The 20,937-nt window shown below is 56.2% G+C and carries 18 protein-coding genes; 8 read left to right on the forward strand and 10 right to left on the reverse strand.

Going from position 1 to position 20,937, the window contains the following annotated elements:
* Window position 1 precedes the first annotated feature (1 nt).
* Complete coding sequence (gene cysD, locus HNQ71_RS04405) at window positions 2–907, reverse strand: sulfate adenylyltransferase subunit CysD (RefSeq protein WP_184871344.1); 906 nt, start codon at window positions 905–907, stop codon at window positions 2–4.
* Window positions 908–1,045: 138 nt separating this feature from the next.
* Here cysD and HNQ71_RS04410 point away from each other — a divergent pair, with 138 nt between their 5' ends.
* The 3 genes from HNQ71_RS04410 to HNQ71_RS04420 all read left to right on the forward strand — a co-directional run bounded on the left by HNQ71_RS04410 (window position 1,046) and on the right by HNQ71_RS04420 (window position 3,658).
* Complete coding sequence (locus HNQ71_RS04410) at window positions 1,046–1,189, forward strand: hypothetical protein (RefSeq protein WP_184871345.1); 144 nt, start codon at window positions 1,046–1,048, stop codon at window positions 1,187–1,189.
* A 199-nt stretch (window positions 1,190–1,388) separates the two neighbouring features.
* Complete coding sequence (locus tag HNQ71_RS04415; RefSeq protein ID WP_184871346.1) at window positions 1,389–2,714, forward strand: O-antigen ligase family protein; 1,326 nt, start codon at window positions 1,389–1,391, stop codon at window positions 2,712–2,714.
* On the forward strand, window positions 2,711–3,658 hold the full coding sequence (locus tag HNQ71_RS04420; RefSeq protein WP_184871347.1) for an NAD-dependent epimerase/dehydratase family protein: 948 nt from the start codon (window positions 2,711–2,713) through the stop codon (window positions 3,656–3,658). Before HNQ71_RS04415 ends, HNQ71_RS04420 begins: the two co-directional genes overlap by 4 nt.
* Before the next feature lie 50 nt (window positions 3,659–3,708).
* Here HNQ71_RS04420 and HNQ71_RS04425 read toward each other — a convergent pair whose 3' ends face one another.
* The 3 genes from HNQ71_RS04425 to HNQ71_RS04435 all read right to left on the reverse strand — a co-directional run bounded on the left by HNQ71_RS04425 (window position 3,709) and on the right by HNQ71_RS04435 (window position 7,440).
* Window positions 3,709–4,248: a sugar transferase gene (locus HNQ71_RS04425; protein WP_184871348.1), complete on the reverse strand. Its 540-nt coding sequence runs from the start codon at window positions 4,246–4,248 to the stop codon at window positions 3,709–3,711.
* A 119-nt stretch (window positions 4,249–4,367) separates the two neighbouring features.
* On the reverse strand, window positions 4,368–5,300 hold the full coding sequence (locus HNQ71_RS04430; protein ID WP_184871349.1) for a glycosyltransferase: 933 nt from the start codon (window positions 5,298–5,300) through the stop codon (window positions 4,368–4,370).
* A gap of 151 nt (window positions 5,301–5,451) precedes the next feature.
* The gene (locus HNQ71_RS04435) at window positions 5,452–7,440 is read right to left on the reverse strand and encodes a nucleoside-diphosphate sugar epimerase/dehydratase (RefSeq protein ID WP_184871350.1); all 1,989 of its coding nucleotides are present in this window, start codon (window positions 7,438–7,440) and stop codon (window positions 5,452–5,454) included.
* A gap of 338 nt (window positions 7,441–7,778) precedes the next feature.
* Between HNQ71_RS04435 and HNQ71_RS04440 the strand changes: the two genes are divergently transcribed.
* The 5 genes from HNQ71_RS04440 (at window position 7,779) to HNQ71_RS34695 (ending at window position 13,188) form a co-directional block, all read left to right on the forward strand.
* On the forward strand, window positions 7,779–8,570 hold the full coding sequence (locus tag HNQ71_RS04440) for an ABC transporter permease (RefSeq protein WP_184871351.1): 792 nt from the start codon (window positions 7,779–7,781) through the stop codon (window positions 8,568–8,570).
* 134 nt (window positions 8,571–8,704) lie between these two features.
* Window positions 8,705–9,277, forward strand: a complete 573-nt coding sequence (locus tag HNQ71_RS04445; protein WP_343068037.1) for an ABC transporter ATP-binding protein — start codon at window positions 8,705–8,707, stop codon at window positions 9,275–9,277.
* A gap of 120 nt (window positions 9,278–9,397) precedes the next feature.
* Window positions 9,398–10,780: a glycosyltransferase WbsX family protein gene (locus tag HNQ71_RS04450; RefSeq protein WP_184871353.1), complete on the forward strand. Its 1,383-nt coding sequence runs from the start codon at window positions 9,398–9,400 to the stop codon at window positions 10,778–10,780.
* A complete protein-coding gene (locus tag HNQ71_RS04455) occupies window positions 10,780–12,378 on the forward strand; it encodes a rhamnan synthesis F family protein (protein WP_184871354.1) in 1,599 nt (532 codons plus the stop codon). The genes HNQ71_RS04450 and HNQ71_RS04455 overlap by 1 nt, the downstream gene beginning before the upstream one ends.
* A 72-nt stretch (window positions 12,379–12,450) precedes the next feature.
* Window positions 12,451–13,188: a methyltransferase domain-containing protein gene (locus HNQ71_RS34695; protein ID WP_210333734.1), complete on the forward strand. Its 738-nt coding sequence runs from the start codon at window positions 12,451–12,453 to the stop codon at window positions 13,186–13,188.
* 71 nt (window positions 13,189–13,259) lie between these two features.
* On the opposite strand, the gene HNQ71_RS04465 is transcribed toward HNQ71_RS34695, so the two are convergent.
* The 6 genes from HNQ71_RS04465 to HNQ71_RS04490 all read right to left on the reverse strand — a co-directional run bounded on the left by HNQ71_RS04465 (window position 13,260) and on the right by HNQ71_RS04490 (window position 20,791).
* Window positions 13,260–15,233 (reverse strand): rhamnan synthesis F family protein, encoded by a 1,974-nt coding sequence (locus tag HNQ71_RS04465; protein WP_246461183.1) that lies wholly within the window; start codon window positions 15,231–15,233, stop codon window positions 13,260–13,262.
* A 51-nt stretch (window positions 15,234–15,284) separates the two neighbouring features.
* Window positions 15,285–16,400 (reverse strand): NAD-dependent epimerase/dehydratase family protein, encoded by a 1,116-nt coding sequence (locus tag HNQ71_RS04470; RefSeq protein ID WP_343068038.1) that lies wholly within the window; start codon window positions 16,398–16,400, stop codon window positions 15,285–15,287.
* Window positions 16,401–16,479: 79 nt separating this feature from the next.
* Complete coding sequence (locus tag HNQ71_RS04475; protein ID WP_184871356.1) at window positions 16,480–17,394, reverse strand: lysylphosphatidylglycerol synthase domain-containing protein; 915 nt, start codon at window positions 17,392–17,394, stop codon at window positions 16,480–16,482.
* On the reverse strand, window positions 17,381–18,361 hold the full coding sequence (locus HNQ71_RS04480; RefSeq protein WP_184871357.1) for a glycosyltransferase: 981 nt from the start codon (window positions 18,359–18,361) through the stop codon (window positions 17,381–17,383). Before HNQ71_RS04480 ends, HNQ71_RS04475 begins: the two co-directional genes overlap by 14 nt.
* A gap of 1 nt (window position 18,362) precedes the next feature.
* Window positions 18,363–19,061 (reverse strand): O-methyltransferase, encoded by a 699-nt coding sequence (locus tag HNQ71_RS04485; protein ID WP_184871358.1) that lies wholly within the window; start codon window positions 19,059–19,061, stop codon window positions 18,363–18,365.
* Window positions 19,058–20,791: a hypothetical protein gene (locus HNQ71_RS04490; RefSeq protein ID WP_184871359.1), complete on the reverse strand. Its 1,734-nt coding sequence runs from the start codon at window positions 20,789–20,791 to the stop codon at window positions 19,058–19,060. The genes HNQ71_RS04485 and HNQ71_RS04490 overlap by 4 nt, the downstream gene beginning before the upstream one ends.
* Window positions 20,792–20,937: the final 146 nt, after the last annotated feature.

The raw sequence follows: 20,937 nt of genomic DNA on the forward strand, positions 1-20,937 counted from the left end.
GTCAGAAATACCCCTCGCGCTTCTTCTTTTCCATCGAGCCGGCTTCATCGCGATCGATCAGGCGACCCTGCCGTTCGGAGGTGCGCGCGGTCAGCATTTCGCCGACGATGGCTTCCAGCGTGTCGGCATCGGATTCGATGGCGCCGGTCAGCGGATAGCAGCCGAGCGTGCGGAACCGCACCAGCCGGTTCTCCACCGTCTCGCCGGGACGCAGTTTCATGCGCTCGTCGTCCCGCAGGATCAGCATGCCGTCGCGCTCGACCACCGGCCGCTCCTTGGCGAAATAGAGCGGCACGATCGGGATGTTTTCCTGCAGAATATACTGCCAGATGTCGAGCTCGGTCCAATTCGACAGCGGAAAGACGCGGATCGACTCACCCGATGCGATGCGGGTGTTGAATATCTTCCACATCTCGGGTCGCTGGTTCTTCGGGTCCCACACATGCTGCGCGTTGCGGAAGGAGAATATGCGCTCCTTCGCGCGCGATTTCTCCTCATCGCGACGGGCGCCGCCGAAGGCTGCGTCAAAACCGTATTTGTCGAGCGCCTGGCGCAACGCCACGGTCTTCATCACATGGGTATGGGTGTTCGAACCGTGATCGAATGGGTTGATGTTGTCACGCACGCCGTCTTCGTTGACATGAACCAGCAGATCGAAACCGAGTTTCTGCGCCATCTGATCGCGAAAGGCGATCATCTCGCGGAATTTCCAGGTCGTGTCGACGTGAAGGAAAGGGAACGGCGGCTTGGCGGGATAAAACGCCTTCATCGCCAGATGCATCAGCACGGAAGAGTCCTTGCCGACGGAATAGAGCATCACCGGCTTGGTGAAGGCAGCCGCAACCTCACGGAAGATATGGATGGACTCGGCTTCAAGCCGCTGAAGATGCGTAAGCGCAATGGTCATGGACTGTAAGCGTTCTTTCGTGCCTTCCAACAGAAGACCTTGCCTCAAATCATCGAGCTTTTGGCGCGCGGTTCAAGCCTTGCCTCTGGACAATCTCTTTCGTGCCGGCGTTCTAGCAGATCGCCGTTGGAGAGAACAATGCAGGACTGGCCTCGCGGCGCACGGATCGGGAATGAATTTTCCATGGGCGCGCCAAAACCCGGAAATTCCTGCTCACAGGGCAAGCGGGCAAGAAAAGCCGGGGAAAATATTGCCTGGCTGAACCCGCAAATTGCCACGTGAATGCCTTGGCCAGGCCACCGTCGGTGGCCATCGATTTCTGGCGGCAACCCCACCTTGCCGCACTATCGAAAAAGGGGCCAAGCCGCTATACCGGCTGCTGAAGACGAGCACGACGCATGATGGAACACGTGCAATTTCGAGGCGATATCCGTTGCCGCCGACGACACCTATCGCTCCCAGAGAATTGTGACCTAGAGCATTGAACCGGTTTTCATCCATAAGACAGCAATTCACTGCCTCGCGGGTGAATGTCTACTTCTCCATCCTTTGCTTCTTTTTTCCACCGGTTCTGGGATCGCTGGTCAGTTTTGTGTTCAATGGCGGAGCCCTCGCCTCCCTCGCGATGATTGGCGCCGGGAAAAGGCGCTTCAACATCGACCGGCCCATGATCTGGCTGACGGTCGCGATCTATGCCTATTGCGCGGCCAACCTCATGGCCTCCATCGTCAACAACTCGCTTGCCAGAGATGCGCCACACCTTATCCCGCTCGTCACCTTCCTGTTTTTTCCCGTCTCCTATTCGACCTGGAGCGTCACGCAGAAAGCCACGCTTGCCCGTACCATCGTGCTCAGCAGCATGGCCGCCTGTTTTGTCGCGCTGCTGATGGCCGTCATCCAGCAATATTGGATGGGTGTCAGGGCCGAGGGCGGGGCCGGCAATCCGATCGTCTTCGCAACCGTCGTCTGCCTTGCCGTGGTGGTCTGCGTGGCCGGTGCCTTGTCAGGCATAGAGCGAGCCCGGAACCCCCTCTTCTACGCCGCACTAGCCGGAACGATCGCCATCATCTATTCCGGTTCGCGTATTGTCTGGCTGGCGCTGCTGATTGCCGGCATCGCCGTTTTGCTGATCAACCATCGGAGGCTCAGAGGCAGGAATGCCGTTCGCGTGCTGTTGCTGCTGACGGCAGTCGGCGTCGTCATCGCCGCATTCGGCTTCCAGGCGATATCCGGGCGTGTCGACTTTCTGCGCTCCGATTGGGATGCGCTCGGAACCCACGACAACTACGACACCTCGGTGGGGATACGTGTTGCCCTTTGGGAGATCGGCCTCAAGGCATTCCATGACATGCCGGTGTTCGGACATGGCGTGGGTGCCAGCCAGCTTTTGATCAAGCAGGGCTTTCATGACCAGTTCGCAATGGACACAGGCTTCAACCATTTCCACAACGGCTTCCTGACCGCCTTGGTGCAGGCAGGAATTCTAGGCGCCGTGACGCTGGCGGCGATCTTTGTCTTTGCCGCTGGAAATGCCGTCCGGGTCTTGCGAAACAGTGGCGATCCGGTCGAGCGGTTCGGCGCGACCATGATTGTCATCGTGGTGATCACTTATCTCACAGCCGGGATGACGGGGATCCTGATCGGCCATGACATTCTGGACTCGGTGCTGATGGTCTTCCTGGTGTGCGGGACATATCTTGCCTCCGGACGTCAGGCTCCATTGGCGGAAGGGCAAGCACTTCCAACAGTGACGGAAGAGCAGGCGCTTCCACCAGCCACCCAAGAGCTGTCGCGAGCAGGGCAATGAGAGTCCTGGTGACAGGTGCGACGGGTTTCATCGGACGTCTTGTCGTGCGCCACCTTCGTGACGCCGGTGCCGAGCTTCGCCTCGCCTCCCGTCACCCGGAGAGGCTGGGTTCGGGAAGCGAAGCTGTGGCGATGCCCGATTTCAATGCGCCTGCCGCGGACTTCCTGGCGCTGACCAGGGATGTGACCCATGTCGTCCATTGCGCCGGGCTCAACAATGATCAGGGCGACGCCACCGAAGCCGATTATCGGGCGGCCAATGTGGAATTGAGCGCGCGGCTGTCGCAGACAGCGGCCGCGCAGGTCAGCGGACGTTTCATCCACCTCTCGTCGATCCGGGCCGTGATCGGCGCTCGCGTCAGCGCGACGATCGACGAGAACACGCTTCCTGCCCCGCAATGCGTCTATGGGCGCTCGAAGCGCGAAGCCGAAATCAAGGTTCTCAACGCCTATGCGTCGCTCGGCCGTTCCGATGCCGCCGTGTTGCGCCTGCCTCCGGTCTATGGAAACGGCATGAGGGGAAACCTGACGACGCTGATGCGCCTGGCTGATACGGCGCTGCCGCTGCCGACGGGCGCCTTGACGGGAATCCGCTCGCTGATGTCCTCGGAAGCCGCGGCGCGAGCGGTGTCGCACCTGCTGAGCCATTCGGGGTCACTTCGTCCGACCTATATGGGCGCCGATGTGCCACCGGTCGCGATCGCGGCCGTCATTGCCGCCTTTCGCAGGGGTTTCGGACGGCCGACGCGCCTGATCACGGTGCCTGCCGGCCTGATGCGGCCGGCCGCGGCCGTGCTGGGCAAGCGGGCGTTTTGGGACAGCATGACCGCGACGCAGATATGCGACCCTTCGCTGCTGATATCGCAGGGCTGGGCACCTGAAACCGGTACGCTGGAGCGGCTGGCCGAATTGGCGCGGCTTCCTGAACCTCGGCTTGTTGGTTGACCATGATCTCTTCCCAAAACCGGCTTCCGGTTTTTGGGATCATGCCCTGCTCAGCTTCGATAGAGCGTTCCAAACAAGATCCGAAGGTCGAGCCAGAACGATGCCGTGCTGAGATAGGAGGCATCCGTTTTGGCCAGAAGCTCGGGGTTCGACATGTCGATGCCCCTGATCTGGGCGAGGCCCGTTATGCCCGGAAGTGCTGCCAAGACCCCCAGCCGCCTGCGACACTCGATCAATTCCGTTTGCGTCGGCAGACAGGGACGCGGCCCGACCAGGCTCATCTCGCCCTTCAGAACGTTCCAGAACTGCGGCAGTTCGTCGAGCTTGAATTTCCGCAAGACCTTGCCAACCGAGGTGACGGAATTCGTAGGCGCCTCGTGCGTGGGCAATGACGGCGTTCCGACATACATCGTCCGCAATTTGTGACAGCGAAAAAGCAGGCCGTCGCGGCCGACCCGCGTCTGCGAAAAAATGGCCGGACCGGGTGATGATGCCCGAACGGCAAGGAAGGCGAGCAGCAGAACAGGCGATGTGACCACCAGCAGCAGAGCCGCGCCGGCAAGGTCGAAGATTTGCTTGGTTGCCTTCATGAACGGCCGATTGCGCTCCCTGCCAAAGCCCCGAGCAACGCCGCAGACGAAGCCCGTCAGTATGGTCGACGTAGCATGAGGTCATCTCCTGGCCAAGCACACATGCCGCCGTTCGATGCTCAGATGCGACCCAGGATGAATGCGAGATAGAGCCCCAGGGTGCCGGCAAGTGTCTGCCGATAGACACCGCTTTTGCGCAAGCCGTCCAAACGCTGGAAAAGATTGCCCTGCCGCCCTTTTGTGAACAGATCGACGCACGCTGCTGCATCCTCGGTCAGCAGGTCTCGGTTGACGGCAAGTCCGTCAAGATTGCAATCCGTCCAGCCAGCAAAGTCGCCCTTGAACAGACGGCCAAGCCGGGAAACCCTTGCCCGCCACGACACGTTGGCGCCAACCAGGTTTGCCGCATGCTGGCGGTAGCGCACCAGCGGCCGCGGATCGTAGCGGACGATGCCGCCGGCTGCGGTCACGATGAGATAGGCCCACCAGTCGTGGCTGACGAACTCGGTTTGCGCGGAGGCCCTGGCCAGCAGGTCGCGGGCGGCGGCGTTGAGCAGGATGGTGTTGCCGCCGGCGATGCTTTGCACAAGCGCATTGCGAAAGGATGGCGGCCGACGAAACAGTGGCGAATGGCCGACAAGGCTTCCGGTTTCGGTCATGGTCGCGGTTCGCGAGCAAAACATCAGCGGGGTTTTCGCGTCATAGGCCTGCATCCAACTGACAGCGCTCTCCAGCCGGTCGGGCTCCCAGATATCGTCCTGGTCGCAGAAGGCATAGCAGTCCGCATCGATACGCCGATCAAGGATCATCGACCGGAAATTGGGGGCGAACCCCTGCCGCGGCCCTTTCACCACGGTGATTTGACCCTTGGGCCAGCGGGATCTCCACGTCTCGATGATGGCGATCGTGTCATCAACGGAGCCATCGTCGGATATCCACAGGTCGATCAGAGGGTGCGACTGCGCGAGCAGGGATTGCAGTTGCTCATCGATGAAGGCGGCGCCGTCTTTCGTGCCCATCAGGACTGCGATGCGCGGATCTTCTTTGCTCACGAGCTTCAAACACCCTGCAAATGCCTGGAATGGCCAGAGCGGTTCATCGTTTCACGCGAACACAGAACCGCTCAATTTCTTCGTTTCAACGCAATTCCGGGCCGGGAATTGATTTGTCCAATCCACGATCAATATCGCTTTCTGGATTGGGTTAGGTCGCTTGCCGGGCCGTTTTCGGGATCACGTCCTGATGAATGCTTCCCCTGGCCTTCTTGGCCTGGTCGAGGCCCGCCAGCACGGCCAGCGCAGCATCCTTGTCCTGGTTCTTCACCGACTGCTGCAGCGCTGTCAGCGCGGCCTGGACATCCGACCATTCCACGACATCCGTGCTCAGGCCAAATATCTTCGAAATGCCGAGTTCGACGAGTTCCTCATCCTCGCCATGCAGCATTTCGTGGAGTTTTTCGCCCGGCCTTATGCCGGTGAACCGGATCGGGATGTCCGTGTAGGGGCTCTTTCCGGACAGGCGGATCATTGTTTCGGCCACTTCAAGAATCGGCACCGGCTTGCCCATGTCGAGCATGTAGACGGCATAATCTTCCCCGCTCTGCCGAGATGCGGCATCGGCGGCCGACATGATGACGAGATCGACGGCTTCGGCGACTGTCATGAAATAGCGTGTCATGCGCCGGTCCGTGATGGTGACCGGTCCTCCGGCCTCGATCTGCGCCTGGAATATGGTCGCCACCGAACCGTTGCTGCCAAAGACATTGCCGAAGCGAACGGCGACGAACTTGGTGACCGATCGACGCACGCCCGGCTCGCTCGCGGGGGGGCCATGCAAGGCGCTGATGATCTGTTCGGCAGCGCGCTTTGTCACGCCAAGCACCGATGAGGGATCCACCGCCTTGTCGCTCGATATCAGGACAAACTGGGCAACCCCGCATTTGGCGGCGACTTCGGCACAGACAAGCGTGCCGAAAACATTGGTCTGGATGGCCGAATCCCAGTTTTCCTCGAGCAGCGGAACATGCTTGAGCGCCGCGGCGTGAAAGACGATGTCCGGTCTGAACTCCGTGACGACACGGGTTATCTGGCGCCGATCCGCGACATCGACGATGCGGACCTTGAGACGGTCGTGGTCCTTCTCGTCGATGTACTGGCTCAACTGGAAGATGCCGAACTCGGAGTTGTCGGCGACGAGCACCGCCTCCGCCCCCAGTTCCAACGACCGTTTGACCAATGTTCGGCCGATCGACCCGGCACCGCCCGTCACCAGAACGCGCTTGCCGCCGACAAAGGCCCCGATACGCTCGACATCCGAAGGCACTGTCGGGCGGCGCAGGATCGTTTCCATCTCGACGGCGTCGAGAACCAGTTTTCCCTGCTGTTCCAGTTCCGAAAGACCGGAGAACTGCACCACACTTATGTCGCCGTGCCGGGCGATGCGGACTAGTTCCGAATACTCCTCGATCTCGTGCTCGGCGCCGCTGCCGAAAATCAGCAAATCCAGGCTTTCGGTGCCGGTCGTATAGTCCTCCAGGAGGTCGATCAGCCGCGGCCGGGTCGCCACCACGGGAACACCTTGAATCCGCGTGCCCAATTGTACGCCGCGCTCGGTCGCCATGATCCCGGCGATGGAATAGTCCGCGGGCTCCGCCGTGCGCGTGAAGCGAATGATCAGGTCGGCTTCGCCGAGCCGGCCAACGAATAACGCCTGCTTGGCCTGCGGCTTGCCGGTCTTGGTGCTCAGAATGCCCCAGCTCGCGCCGTCACGCAGGAAGCGGTAGAACAGGCGGGGCGCCGATATGATCGTGAAGGAGACGAGGAAGAAGACGATGAACTGACGCTCGTTGAGCCCCTGCACAGGCTGAAAAGAACGAACCAGCATCGAAGTGGCGTACAGAGCCAACGTCAAAATCGCACAGCTCTTCAGGATATTGAAAAAGTCCGGCGTCGAGGCGAAGCGCCAGACGGTCTTGTAGAGACCACAATATCTGAACAGGAAATGGCTGATGACGACAATGCCCCCCCAGGTCCCCAAACCCTGGTTGGAGAGCGGATCGAACGAAAGATTCGACCGCGAAAGCACAAGGCTGAGCGCCACGGCGACCAGGACCATGACCACGTCCTGGACCATGATGAAGGCGCGCCGCATTTCCGGCCTGCGTCCGAATACAGCTTCGAGGTAAGAATTCATTGGACGGCACTAGACTCCAGGCTCACGGACATGAACATCACCAAGGTGCGAACACGAATATGCTTCGTGGCCGATCACTCTTTCAAAGTGCTGTCCCTGGCCGCCCTGTTGTATCGCATACTGCGGGCTCGACATCATAGCTAGATGTTTTTTCAAGGGAGCGCGAGGGCAAGGGATCGGACCCGACGCCCAACTCGCGACATTAAAACGCAGTGCGTTGCCATAAGCACGTCGCAATGGCTATTAAGAGCTCCGTGGTGGTTCGTCACGGGCCTTGAAGCGATGAAGCGCCGGAAAAACCAAGCGCTGGAAAAAAGCAGATTGCGATACTCCCAACGATGATTGCGGCACTAAACGGCGCTTTTGACGATATCTCCAAGGCCGTGCGGTTGCACCGGGTCTGGGTCGCGCTCGCCCATGAGGACATCGGCGACCAGCACAGGCGCACGACCCTGGGACCGCTTTGGATGCTGGTCAATTATTTTGCGTTCGTGGGCACATTTGTCTTTGTTTTCGTGACCAAGGACGCCAGCGACCCAAGCTATATTGCCTATGTAGCCATCGGCATGCTGGTGTGGTTCTATCTCACCGAAACCATCACCATGAGTGTGTCACTCTTCCAGCGCGAAGCGAGCTTCATTCAAGGCACGACGCTGCCGTTGTTCGTGTATGTGATGCGATTGACGATGCAATGCATAATTCGGGCTGGTTATTCGTTGGCGGGTTGCGTTCTTATTCTGCTGCTGGGTAGCTACGGCATCAACTCAAACTGGCTGATGTCATTGCTGGGTCTGTTGCTCATCATCTTGGCAACTCCTGCACTGGTCACGGTTTTTGCGTTCTTGGGCGCTTTCTTTCCCGATAGCGAATTCATCGTCGGCAACATGATGCGGGTGGGCATGTTCTTCACGCCGGTCTTTTGGGTCTATAGCGGGCAACAGGGCATTCAAAAATATGCCTATCATTGGAACCCCTTCACCTATTTCCTGGAGAGCGTTCGCGAACCCATCACCGCAGGCATATTTCCGATGCACGCCCTGGCGGTGACAGGCTATTTCTGCCTCGGCCTCTGGGCGCTTGCATTGCTGCTGCTGGGCCTTTATCGCAAGCGCATCGTTTTCCTGATCTGAGCTCCATGACCTCCATCAAACTGAACAATGTCAGCCTCGTTTATCGCCTGTTCGAAAAGTTGACGCTTTCGGCGCCTGGCCGGCGTCGGAGTGCGCTCGGCGGCAACATAGCAAGGTCGGGCACCAAGCAGGTCGTGCAGGCGCTCGACGATGTCAGCTTCGAACTCAAGGCGGGCGACCGGTTGGGGCTCGTCGGCCCGAATGGCGCCGGCAAGACCACCCTGCTCAAGGTCCTCTACGGAATCTACCAGCCATCGGCTGGTACGGTATCGATCGCGGGCAAGGTCGATGCCCTTTTCAACATCAGCATAGGGTTTCGTCCCGAGGCCACCGGGCGCAGAAACATCGTGTTGAGGGGGTTGATCAGCGGTTGGACGCTGGCCGAAATCGAAGAGAAGGTGGAAGAAATAATCGATTTCAGCGAACTGGGCGATTTCATCGACCTGCCGTTCAAGGCTTACAGCCAAGGTATGGCCGCACGGCTGGCATTTGCGGCCGCGACCGCGCTTGAACCTGAAATTCTGCTGATGGATGAATGGATTGGCGCCGGCGACGCGTCATTCCAGGAAAAAGCCAAGCGACGCATGGACGAACTGGCGGAAAAGGCCGGCATCATCGTGCTGGCCAGCCACGACGATGCGCTCATCCAGCGCGTTTGCACGAAGAGAATGGTGCTTAGAAACGGCCGGGTGGAGTCGCTGACTTGAGCCGCTGCTGAGAGTTCGAGGATTCGCCGACCGTATCTAAAGTGCGAGCGTGTCACCTGACACTGAAAGCATAGATGGAATTTCAGTCGCAGAAAAATAATGCCGAATTCGGATGACAAAATGGATATACACAGCCCCTCTTTTGAGGCTCTATCCGAATTGGCGGATGACAACCCTTCAAATTACTTCGATGTAGAAAACGATCGATCAAAATTAATTGCATTTTACTTGCCGCAGTTTCATCGAATAGTTGAAAATTCAGAGTGGTGGGGACCCGGATTCACCGAATGGAACAACGTTTCAAGGGCAAAGCCGAATTTCGAAGGGCATGTTCAACCCAATATTCCTCGTGATCTGGGATATTACGATCTCGGAAACGTTGAAACGATGCGCGAGCAAGCTGATCTCGCGAGAATATATGGAATAGGTGGGTTTTGCTTTTATCATTATTGGTTTAGCGGTCGACGAATATTGTCGACTCCGGTAGATAACTTTTTGAAGTCCGATATAAGTATGGATTTCTGCCTTTGTTGGGCAAACGAAAACTGGACGCGGACGTGGGATGGCGACACAAAGAGCGTCCTATTGGCTCAGGAATATGCTGACGGAGATGCCGAGGCGTTCTTTGATTCGATAGCCGACGCCCTGGGCGACGAACGGTACATTAAGATTTCAGGCGAACCATTACTTCTGGTCTATCGCGCCAAGGCAATACCCAACGCGGAAAAATGGTTCGCTATCTGGAGAAAGCGGGCCCAACAGCGCGGATTCCCTGGATTGCACATTGCCGTTGTGGATTTTTACGATATTTCACATCCAAATGAGGTCGGGGCGGACTCTCTCGTGGAGTTTCCTCCACACAAGTTCAATGGCCCTCAAAGTAGGCCCGATGTACTCCCCAAGATAACAAATTCGGATTTTAAAGGCGGCATAATAGACTACCAAAGGATTGTATTGCAAAGTGCACTCCGTGATGTGCCGCGTTTCAAATTATTTAGGGGCATCATACCATCCTGGGACAACACGCCCCGACGGCAAGACACACCCACAATCGTCTTGAATTCCAACCCACGCCTGTATGGCGCGTGGCTCAGGTATCTCCGGGCATATGTTCGTTCTGAATCGCCAGAGGAATCCGGAAGACTTATCTTTGTCAACGCATGGAACGAATGGGGCGAGGGATGCTACCTTGAACCCGATCAAAAGAACGGCCTGTCATATTTGGAGCAGACGCTGAAATCTTCTTTCTATCGCAAGGGAGAAGATGAAGAGAGAGGGATTGATAGCGCCCGGAAGCAGCTCTTCGATGTATTGACGGATGAACAAGGTTCGGATCCGACAACTGGGAAGTCATCTTTAGTGAAGCGACGTGCCAAACTCGCTTTATATACTCCCCCAAGCTCTTTCTCTCAGAAAATCTCCTTCGCACTTCGTAGCCGCCCACTGATGCACAAGATTGCCAAATTTGTCTACGTGGCATCATTGCGGTTGAGAGGTAGATAGTGGCAATTGACGTTGCAATTGTAGCGCATTTTGACCCCAACGACAGAATTGAGAGCAATTTCTGCGATTTTCTTGCGTGCCTTCGGAGTGTCTTTGACAAGGTAGTGCTGATTACCACAAGCGAAATTGGTAACTTGCCACCTATTGATGGGATAGAAGCAATCAAGAGACCTAATATTGGGTACGATTTCTACAGCTATAGAGTTGGCGTAGAGCGAGCTCTTCGCTGCAATGATTTGGAGCATATTGCCCTAATAAACTCGAGCGTCGTCTTGCTAGATGCACATCGACTTTCTGACGCGCTTCGAAACATGATAAAGCTGTGTGACTCTTATGACGCCGTCGGAGCAACGAGTTCGCGCCAATTTGGGTGGCATATTCAGTCTTACATGATGGTATTGGGCAGAGGTGTATTTTCATCCGAGTGGTTTCAGCGTTTCTTTAGCAACATCTCCCCCATGAATACAAAAATGGAGATGATTTTAAATTACGAGATAGGGTTTTCATCTGCGTTGGTGAAAAACGGGGTTAAAGTCGCGACGCTTCTCTCACCCGCGTCAAAGGCTGCGGTGAATTGGTCCCACATATCTGCTAGCTCGATTGCACAACAGTTCGGTTACGTGAAGATGGAGGTCTTGAGAGACAACCCGCATGAGATAGATGTTCAGGGCATTCGCGATTCCGCGACCGAAGAGAGGCTCAAACAGGTCGATGAAATGGTCGAGCGAGCCAGAGGGCATTACCAGGTTGGCGAAGATAACCTGTTCACATTGAAAAGACCGGAGAAGCTGCCTCTTTCAACGATGAAGACGGCGCGCTGGAGATTGCCGCATCGAAGTGGGGTGTTAACAGCGGTCGTCGTTCATTTGTATTATATTGAGATGATCGATGAAATTTGCGACTATCTTGAGAATATAATTGTACCGTTTGACGTATTTGTCACGACCCCATTCGAGGGGGATGTCGCACCCATTATAGATCGATTTGCTGAGGTTGGCGCCAGCGTATCAGTATATCTAACAGAAAATCGCGGCAGAGATATCGGCCCGTTCGTCTCACTTTATCGTTCAGGAGACTTGGATGGATATGACGCGATCCTTAAAATTCACTCCAAGAAGAGCACATATAGCGACAGAGGCGACGAATGGCGTAATCGCCTCTATCGAAGCTTGGTTGGTGATTCCCTGATCGCACTAAGGGCAATTGATCTATTGCGATCGGGGGAGATCGGGATTGTGGGGCCCCACGACTATTATCTTACTAACGAAGAATATTGGGGCGCAAATCGCGACGCTGTGCGTGACCTCCTTACTGCGATGGATGTGCACAGCGCTGGAGACGAACCTGAACTTGGTTTTTTTGCTGGTTCCATGTTTTGGTTCCACCCAAGCGCTTTGCGTTCTCTTCAAAGGATTGATGAGGAAAAGCTGAGATTCGAGCCAGAAAACGGAATTCAAGACGGTACCCTTGCACATGCCGTGGAACGGGTGTTTTGCACGATAGCGCGCAAGGCTGGTTACCGCACGACTAGCGCCGCGCTGAAAGGTTATGAAATTCACCATACCGAGACGGAGAAGAATAATGTGCCAGTTTTGTAGCCTCGCGAGATGAGATCCGGCTTGCTACATTCTGTCCGCAAAATCGTCCGGCGCCTAAGGGATGTAGCTGTCGTGAAAGGTGTGGGTATGATTGACCCGGTATACCGCCACGCCGGTCGTTGCCCTGTGTGTGAACAGGATGTCGAGTTTCGCTCGCCAAAAACCTGGTACCGAGATTATCTGGTCTGTTCGGGCTGCGGTTCGATACCTCGAGAAAGAGCGATCGCACACGTGCTCTCTGGGAGCTTCCCGGCTTGGCGGCGGATGTCGATTCATGAGTCGTCGCCGTCGGATCGTGGCATTTCCCGAAAGCTCAGTCAGCAGTGCACTGATTACATTGCCACTCAGTTCTTTCCGGAAATGCGCTTAGGGTCTATTGCAAGCGGGTTTCGAAACGAGAACCTGGAGGCGCAGACCTTTGATGATCAGCGGTTCGATTTGGTCATTACTTTGGACGTAATGGAGCACGTGAGCCAGCCCGAATCCGTGTTGAAAGAGGTGGCGCGTACGCTGAAGCCAGGCGGCGCATACGTCTTCACGGTTCCAACATACAAAGGCAAGATCGATAGCGAACGCCGGGCACTCTACAAACCTGATGGCTCGATCGACCACTTGGTGCCTGAGCCCGAGTATCATGGCAATCCGATCAGTGACGCAGGATCTTTGGTGACCTTCCACTATGGCTACGACCTTCCCGAACGAATTTATTCCTGGTCTGCAATGGACGTGGAAGTTCGGCGTTTCCATGATCACCACCATGGGATCATTGGCGATTTTACGGAGGTTTACATCTGCAGAAAACTAACCTGAGACCCCAGTTTCCTCCCTTTTTTCGGAGGAAACTTCGGGCTCAAGTCAAGTCAATGTGTGCGCCTTTTCCGCTACAGAATTACGCCGAGAATTGGCTTCAGGACCGCCCTTATGCCGCGATAGATCGGTCTGAGTATTCTGAACAAGATAGGCGATCTGAACTTCAGAGAGCTCTTGATGGCGAAATTGAGTCTAGCCAGAGCGTGTTTCACCGACGTCTGCGGCCCTGACATCAGCGCCGTCTGCGTCGCTGATGTCATTGGAATCTGCATCGTTGACGCCCCCAAGGGATAACCGGCGTTCTTCCACTCAGACAACAGATGAGCGTGCCACGGAAAGTCGTGCAGTGGCAGCATGCCGACAAGCTTTTGCATCTTGAACTCCAGCATGCTGTAGTTGTGCGCCATCTGATGCGCGCACATAATGTGCTGCGTGGTAAATCCGGCATCCTGGGCAGAGTAAGTGATCAGCCGCTCCAGCACGTGAGCCAAGCCTCCGTCAATATGATCAGGCTCGGCATTGAACTCTTCCCATTTCCACTTGTGTTCGAACATTTTGCGCAGCGCGCGCGGCCGGAACCAGAACATGGTGCCATAGGCTGCGACCGGAGTGGTGTCATCGAATTTGACGTCGATGTTCAACAGGCGCGCCGTTTCCTCGGCCCTCGGCTTGTTGACAAACCAGGAGTGCCCCATGGTCGGGTACGAGATATGAAAGATCGGCGGAATGGCGACGCCGACTGAAGGATTGTCGTGAAACATGTCCAAAACATTCTGCACGTAACCCCGGGTATTCAGCAGATTGTCGAGCATGTGCCGCTTGAACAGATTGCCTCTCGACGACTGAACTTGAGGCGATTTTTTTGTATGCAAACGGCAGACGAGGTCGTAGCGATCGTCGATGAACAGATCTCGGAACGAGATGAAAAGCGACGACATGTCACGACCGCGGTTCTGTTCGACAACGCGGACAATGGCCTTCTTCACGCCAGGGCGCTTTGCCAAGGCGGCTTCGATCTCGGCCTTCTTTTCCGGCGTATTCGTGGTGGCAATGAAGTCATAGGGAACCGGAATGTTCTCGGTCAACGCCAGCAGCTCGTCGAGCAACTCGGTGTAGTAAATATGCGCGCAGACGGCCACCTTGCCGTAGTCGGCAGCAGCGTCATCATCCTTGATCCGCTTGTCCGGCAGGACGCTCATCAGCGCAGCGTTGCTGTTGAGGTTCCTCAATTCCGAAACGCGCAGAACATTGCGCCAAATCAAATTAACGTCGTAGTCGGATGTCTCTTTAAGTATCCGCAAAGCGCGCGGCAAATCGACGGCATTGTGCTCCAAAAAAGTCGGATCATGAAAAAACGTTCGCCGCTTCAGCAGAGGGAAGCGGTTGATGATTGTTTCGTCTACGTTGATGAACGCCGGATAGTGCGAGCCATACTTATCCGGATCGACATAAGCTTCTGCGGAATAGCCAAGATCCGTAAAATGCTTGGTAAACTGCGACTCATGGAGCAGAACAGCATCGGTGTAGGTTTTTATGTCCGGCAGGTTCTCCCAATATCTTTTGAAGGCGCGTGACTTCAGCATCTCGTTGCGAATAGCAATGAAGTTTGCCGTGAGATGACGGGGCAGATGGCCTGTTCCGGTAAATGGGTTTGGTGTCATTTCCCGATGGGCAGAGGCGCCCCAGAAATCAGTGTTCCGCCCTTCCATTTCCGAAAACATTTCTGAAAAAGGGAAAAGAGGTCCGTAGCAAGTATCGTTCAGCAGGATAAGTTCGTCATACTTGGAAAGCTCATCAAAGCCGATGGCTTCCATTCCGGCCTTGTATCCACCGACATCAAACCCCTCGTTCTCACGAATCAGGAGCTGATCACATACTTTTGCTACCGCGACTTCAGAATGTTTTGAAAGATTGCCGTTGGAAACAACAACAATCCTCTCAACCAATTCTCTCAGCTTCGTCAGTAAAAATATGACATAGTCGTCTGCGATGCCGCGTTCATTATAAAGCGAAAACACAGCGACACGACGCAATACAGAGCTCATTCGTCGTCCCCTCGAGAAATCCAGATTTTCCAAACCAGCAGAGCCCAAATTTTAGCCGAGCTGTGTATCTATCCATTCGGAAAGCTGGTCGATCCCCTCGCCCACACTTTTCAAAGGTCGCCATTCCAATTCGCGGACCGTCCTGTCGATGTTGGCGACAGCGCACCGCACGTCGCCGTTGCGGAACATGCCGTTGACGTGCGGCTCCGGCGCCCCATACCGCTTTGCGATGATCCTCGCCAGATCGAGAACCGTGGTCTTGTAGCCAGTGCCAACATCATAGGCGAACGATTGCGACAGATTTGTTCTCGTGGCCTTGTCGATCGCCGAGGCGACATCGTCGATGAAGACAAAATCCCTTCCGATATCCCCGTCTTCGTAGATCGGGATGCTCTTGCCTTCCTTGGCCATCCTGATGAACAACGACACAATTCCTGTGTAGCTGTTCGTCAAGGACTGGCCAGGACCGTATACGTTCTGAAGGCGGAGCACGTTGACGGTTGTTCCGAACGAAAGCGCCCAAGCTCGCAATATCTGTTCCTGGGTTAGTTTGGTGGCTCCGTAGATGCTGGTTGGATTCGGTATCGTTTTTTCCGCGTCCATCGGCAGCGGCTCGAGCCCGGGAAAATCCCACTCCGCGCGTTCAAGCTGCTGCTTCGATCTCTGACCGGGATAGGTTACCTCTCCTGGATTTCTGGACCGCCAAGCCCCTTCTCCGTAGACTGCGCGGCTCGAAGCCAGGACAAAGCGCTCGGGAACATGCGATACCGTGGCGAAGGCATCCAACATGCGGGTTGTGCCAAGGACATTTGCTATCGCGTGGCGAGAGGCCTCTGTGAGCGACTGTCCCGTGCCTGTTTCAGCGGCCAGATGCACCACAACTTCAGGTCGGGTGGTTTCCAATGCCTGCGCCCAGGTGGAAGCCTCCGTCACATCGGCAACCATGAGCTCAACGCGAGGATCAAGTTCGGCGGGACGCTTCCGCTCAGCGTGAATCTGCGGATGCAAACTGTCGATGACAACTACGCGATCGAAGTGATCTGCCAATTTGGTGGACAACGCGCATCCAATGAATCCGGCTCCACCGGTAACCATACATGTCTTGGACATACAAGCAGCATTCCGTGTTCCATTAACCAGGCTGTTCGTTATCAGCGTCGACCTCATTTGAACAGGTACAGAGCATCTCTCCGGTGGAATTGGATTTGAGGTGTCGCATTCGGGCAGTCACGCCCAATGCCACGGGCTAATCTGGTTCTGCGGTCCATTTTCGATAGCCAAACTCGCCAGCCGACAACAGAACATCGCCCAGAAGGGTGATAATCCGATGCGTAACCGCAACGGCGGTGGCCGCAGCCGCCGGTATGCCGATCGACGAAAGGCCGGCGATGAAAACCGCTTCTCTCACGCCCAAACCGCCGGGAGCCCCGGGCACAACAAAACCAAGCAACCAGCCGGCGGCTGAGACCCCGATGACCATCTGCCACTCGATCGTGGGTCCGTACAGCACATGGACAAGGAGGACGACGATCAAGCCATTGGCAAGGAAAAACAGGCCGTAGCAGGCGACGCTGATCGCGGCCATCGAAAATGCGAGGTGTTTTCGGCTCTGCTTGAAATATCGGCCCGCAACGAGGGGGGCCAGCATAAGGGCCGCCAGGCCGGCACCAATATAGACTGCCGATGCCAGGTAGCGGCTTATTCCGTAGTCCTCGCCGATTTTGAGCAGGAAGGAGAAGGAGAAAAGCAGGGCCACGCTTCCGGAAGCGAGGACCATCAAAACGATCTCCATCACCTGTGCGTAAGAAAGCGCATCCTTTGCAGCACCATATCGAGCCGCCAGGACAAAGCGTCCGACAAGATGGATGACGTTGGTCGGCAGATATTTGTAGACTTGGGTCCGCGCGAAAACGCGCATTGCACGGACCGCGGAGATTGCCTTTTCTCCGACCGAGACCAACAGGGTGAACCAGGCAAAGCCCACCAGTTGCAGAGCTAGCGCATAGAGAAGCGCACAGGACACGACCACGGCGACGAACCGAGGACGCTGCAGCATCTCGGCGAGCTGATCGGCGTATCCGTAGACAGAGCGTATGACAAAGTACATTGCCGCAATGGCAATGACGGCACCGCCCGCACGAATGATCCTAGAGTTCGGCACGAGCGCCGATCGGCTTCACAGGCAGCCTGCCGTCGGAACTTGCAATTTCGGCAACAATGCCCGGGTCGCGATTGCCACGCGTCGCAACAATCAACTCGGCGACCATGCCAAACAGCGTGAACTGCACCCCGACGATCATCAAGAGCGTCGAAACAAGCAGCAACGGACGGCCGCCAATGGCTTCACCGCCAAACCACCGCGCACAGAGAAACAGGAAAATCGCAAAGCCGATCGAGAAGACGGCCACACCCAGGCCACCGAAAAGATGGCCAGGGCGCGAATTGAACTTCGTGATGGTCACGACTGTGAGCAAATCCAGGAAGCCCTTCAGCAGGCGACCAACCCCATATTTGGATTTTCCAAATCGGCGCGGGTGGTGCTGAACGACGATCTCACTGACCTTGAAACCAGTCGCGTAGGCCAAGGCTGGAACAAAGCGATGAAGCTCGCCATAGAGGCGAATATTGTCAAAGACCTCGGAGCGGTAGGCTTTGAAGCCGCAGTTGAAATCGTGCAGGCTGACGCCGGTGACCTTCGCCGTCACCCGATTGAACAGCTTTGAAGGCAGCGTCTTGCCGAGCGGATCGTGGCGTACCTGCTTCCATCCCGACACGACATCGGAGCCGGCTCGGATTTCGTCCAGAAAACGTGAAATTTCCTTCGGGTCGTCCTGCAGGTCGCCATCCATCGTGACGATGATGTTGCCCGACGCGTTGGAGATCCCTGCCTGGAGCGCGGCGGCCTTGCCGAAATTCCTCCGAAGCCGAACGCCTTTCACATGGGGGTAAGCCCTGGTGGCGGCCAGGATCTCCTTCCAGGTATTGTCCCTGCTCCCGTCGTCGACAAAGATGACCTCCTCGAGCGAGGCGGCATCGATCTGCTCAAAGGCCGCCTCGATCTGGCCGATCAAAGCCTGAACAGTGTCTTGCTCGTCCTTTACAGGCACCAGTATCGAGACTGTCTGCACGTCAGGCCCTCTGCGTCAAAATGGAGGTCTGGCTGGGGAATGGCAATGCGGGCGCAAGCCCCCGTGTCACGCGCTCCTGCAGGCCGCAAGAATCGATGGCCTGGCGATATTCGGGCCTGTTGCTGTTGTCGAACAGAATCATACCGCCCGGGGACAGGCGGCGAACGGATTTCGCCAAGCAGGAAACCCTTGCCCGGCCGTCGATCACAATGAGGTCGAAGGTGCCGTCGACCCAGTCAATCGATGACACGTATTGATCGAAAGAGCATTGCGTATATCCCTTTCGATTGGACCTGGCCTTGCTGGAAGCAGAGGCGGCTACCGGCTCCACAACTCGCACGGCGATGTTGGGATAGGCGCCAAAAATGCCGCCCATGGTCTGCGCGAACGGAGCGTCATGCTCGACGGAATCGACAGTGCCGCTTCGTTTGGCCAACCAAACTGTACTGGCGCCGGCACCAAATTCATAAACGCGAGCCTTGTGATTGCGCGAGGCCAGAAAGATGTTCACGGCATCAATGGCGGAGAATGTCCACCACGGCATGTCGAGCCGAACCAGGTCAGCGCTGTCGTATATGCCGAACAGACTTCTGATCCAGAGGGCAAAGCGGTTGTTCGACCGCTCCAACGCCGCAAGCAATCCGCAGCGCTCAGCTACTTTCCGGGCGAATCTTACGACGCTTACATAGGTACTTTTCAAAACTGAAATCCAACCCCAGGTGCCTGCAATCTCGTCCACCCAGACGGCGTAAGCAAAACTGCATATATCGATCGAGTAGCAGGGCTAGCAGGCACACGTCGAAGATCTATGTAGCCGCTCCAGCCATAGTCGTCACGTCCTCGCCCGAGGAACTTCGCCACGTCCGGCCGATGCGCCCCTCCCAATCCCAACCCCACGACCGTTCCCGTGCCGTCAACGAACGCAATGCAGCGGTAGGTGGTAAGAATATCGCTGCCCAGCAGTGGGGGCCATTTGTTCGACGTGTCCGCGACCCAACCGGAGACGCGTCCCCACTGCGGATCTTCTATTTTGGACACCGCATCAATGTAGCCCGTCAAGCTGTTCGGTTGGGTGGGGATTGCCAGTTCGGCGCCGAGCGAGGGGCAGCCAAAATCTCTCCCGTTGAACGGGACGTGATTGAATTTCTTCAGATTGCCTTCGACATTGTAGTAATCGACCCCAGCCAATGTAACGTATTGCATCAAGTCGGGGTCTTTGACGCCGAGCGACAATGCCAATGTTGCGAGATCTTTTCCTTCAGCCCTGACAAGAGCGTCATTCAGCCTCGGCATGCCGTTGACGACGATCAGTGCGGCTACCGCCGCGAATATGGCGATCGACAGACGACGCTTGAAATCAACTTGCCACACCAGACACGAAACAGCTCCAAACAGTCCGACCCAAAAAAGCGCCGGAAGGGTTGCATATCTGCTGGCTAAGGCTGCCGCGTCTCCTCCCATGTTCGATCGACCAATAGCGGCCAGCACGCCCGACATGACGGCATAGGCCATGATCGCAATCCAGAAGGCTGATCGGTACCTGCTTTCGCCCGGCCGCAAAAGGCAAAACCCAACGATCAAAGCGGCCGCTGCGATCCCGATTGCGCCCAGCGGAATTGCGGCTGCTTCGGTTGTTACGATGCCGCCGCCAATGAATGTCAGGCAAAAAAGCGCAATCCCAATTGGATCGAAACTGCGTGCGGCGTGATAATCGGGGACTTTCTGATTCATCGCGACAAAAATCACGACGGCCAAGCCCGCAGCGAAAATCAAGATGCCGAGCCGCCGTGTCTTGGCAGTGCAAAATCCTTGGATGCCGATCACACACAATGCGGTCAGGCCCGTGCTGTAAAATTGCGTGGCAAAAACAGCCAACGCTATCGCAGCGACATAACCTATCGGCATCTCTTTTTCGGTCGACTGCCAAAAAGCCAATACAGCCAGCACGGTGAAGAGATTTGCGCCGATCCAGGCTACTCCACTCATGCCAACAAAGAAATTGTGTGCCGCAAGCGGACTGAATACAAATATCGATACCGCTATCCCGATGACAAATGCTTCAAACCAGGATCGCGCAAAGAGCGACAGTGCGCCTGAAAAAACCAACGCTATGAGAAGGGAGAACGCGACAACAGTGACCGACAGGCCGATATTGTCCCCTTGGGTAAGATGGAAATTCAGCAGATAAAACAGTTTTGCGCCAGCAATGATATGCTCGTTTGCCGTTACATACAGGTCCTTCAGCGTCGGTACCCCGTCCAGCGATCCGACCATTGAAGGGAGAATGCCCCAATAGTCGTTATCCGGAACACCTCTCGCCTGCACCGTCAGGAGGAGCGCAACCACGAACACCGCTATCGGACCAACAAACGCAATCGCGAAAGCGGGGGCTGAACGGCTGACAGAGAGGGTGCGAACGGTGGCCGACATTAGTCCTGCGTTTGCTGGGTATTGCCTTGCGTTGGCGTAGGTGGCAACTCGCATACACGGCCAGACTGCGCAACAAAAATTCGACGACTTGGCAAGCGGACCGCCGGATAGGTGCGGTGTGCGTCTCAAACGCCACAAGTCGGCGC

This window comes from Mesorhizobium sangaii (genome assembly GCF_014207355.1).
In the GTDB taxonomy this organism is placed as follows: Bacteria; Pseudomonadota; Alphaproteobacteria; order Rhizobiales; family Rhizobiaceae; genus Mesorhizobium; species Mesorhizobium sangaii.

Coding starts and splice junctions, on each gene's coding strand:
- cysD (WP_184871344.1), bottom strand. CDS start 907: ATGACCATTGCGCTTACGCATCTTCAGCGGCTTGAAGCCGAGTCCATC.
- HNQ71_RS04410 (WP_184871345.1), top strand. CDS start 1,046: ATGCAGGACTGGCCTCGCGGCGCACGGATCGGGAATGAATTTTCCATG.
- HNQ71_RS04420 (WP_184871347.1), top strand. CDS start 2,711: ATGAGAGTCCTGGTGACAGGTGCGACGGGTTTCATCGGACGTCTTGTC.
- HNQ71_RS04425 (WP_184871348.1), bottom strand. CDS start 4,248: ATGAAGGCAACCAAGCAAATCTTCGACCTTGCCGGCGCGGCTCTGCTG.
- HNQ71_RS04435 (WP_184871350.1), bottom strand. CDS start 7,440: ATGAATTCTTACCTCGAAGCTGTATTCGGACGCAGGCCGGAAATGCGG.
- HNQ71_RS04440 (WP_184871351.1), top strand. CDS start 7,779: ATGATTGCGGCACTAAACGGCGCTTTTGACGATATCTCCAAGGCCGTG.
- HNQ71_RS04450 (WP_184871353.1), top strand. CDS start 9,398: ATGGATATACACAGCCCCTCTTTTGAGGCTCTATCCGAATTGGCGGAT.
- HNQ71_RS04465 (WP_246461183.1), bottom strand. CDS start 15,233: ATGAGCTCTGTATTGCGTCGTGTCGCTGTGTTTTCGCTTTATAATGAA.
- HNQ71_RS04470 (WP_343068038.1), bottom strand. CDS start 16,400: ATGAGGTCGACGCTGATAACGAACAGCCTGGTTAATGGAACACGGAAT.
- HNQ71_RS04490 (WP_184871359.1), bottom strand. CDS start 20,791: ATGTCGGCCACCGTTCGCACCCTCTCTGTCAGCCGTTCAGCCCCCGCT.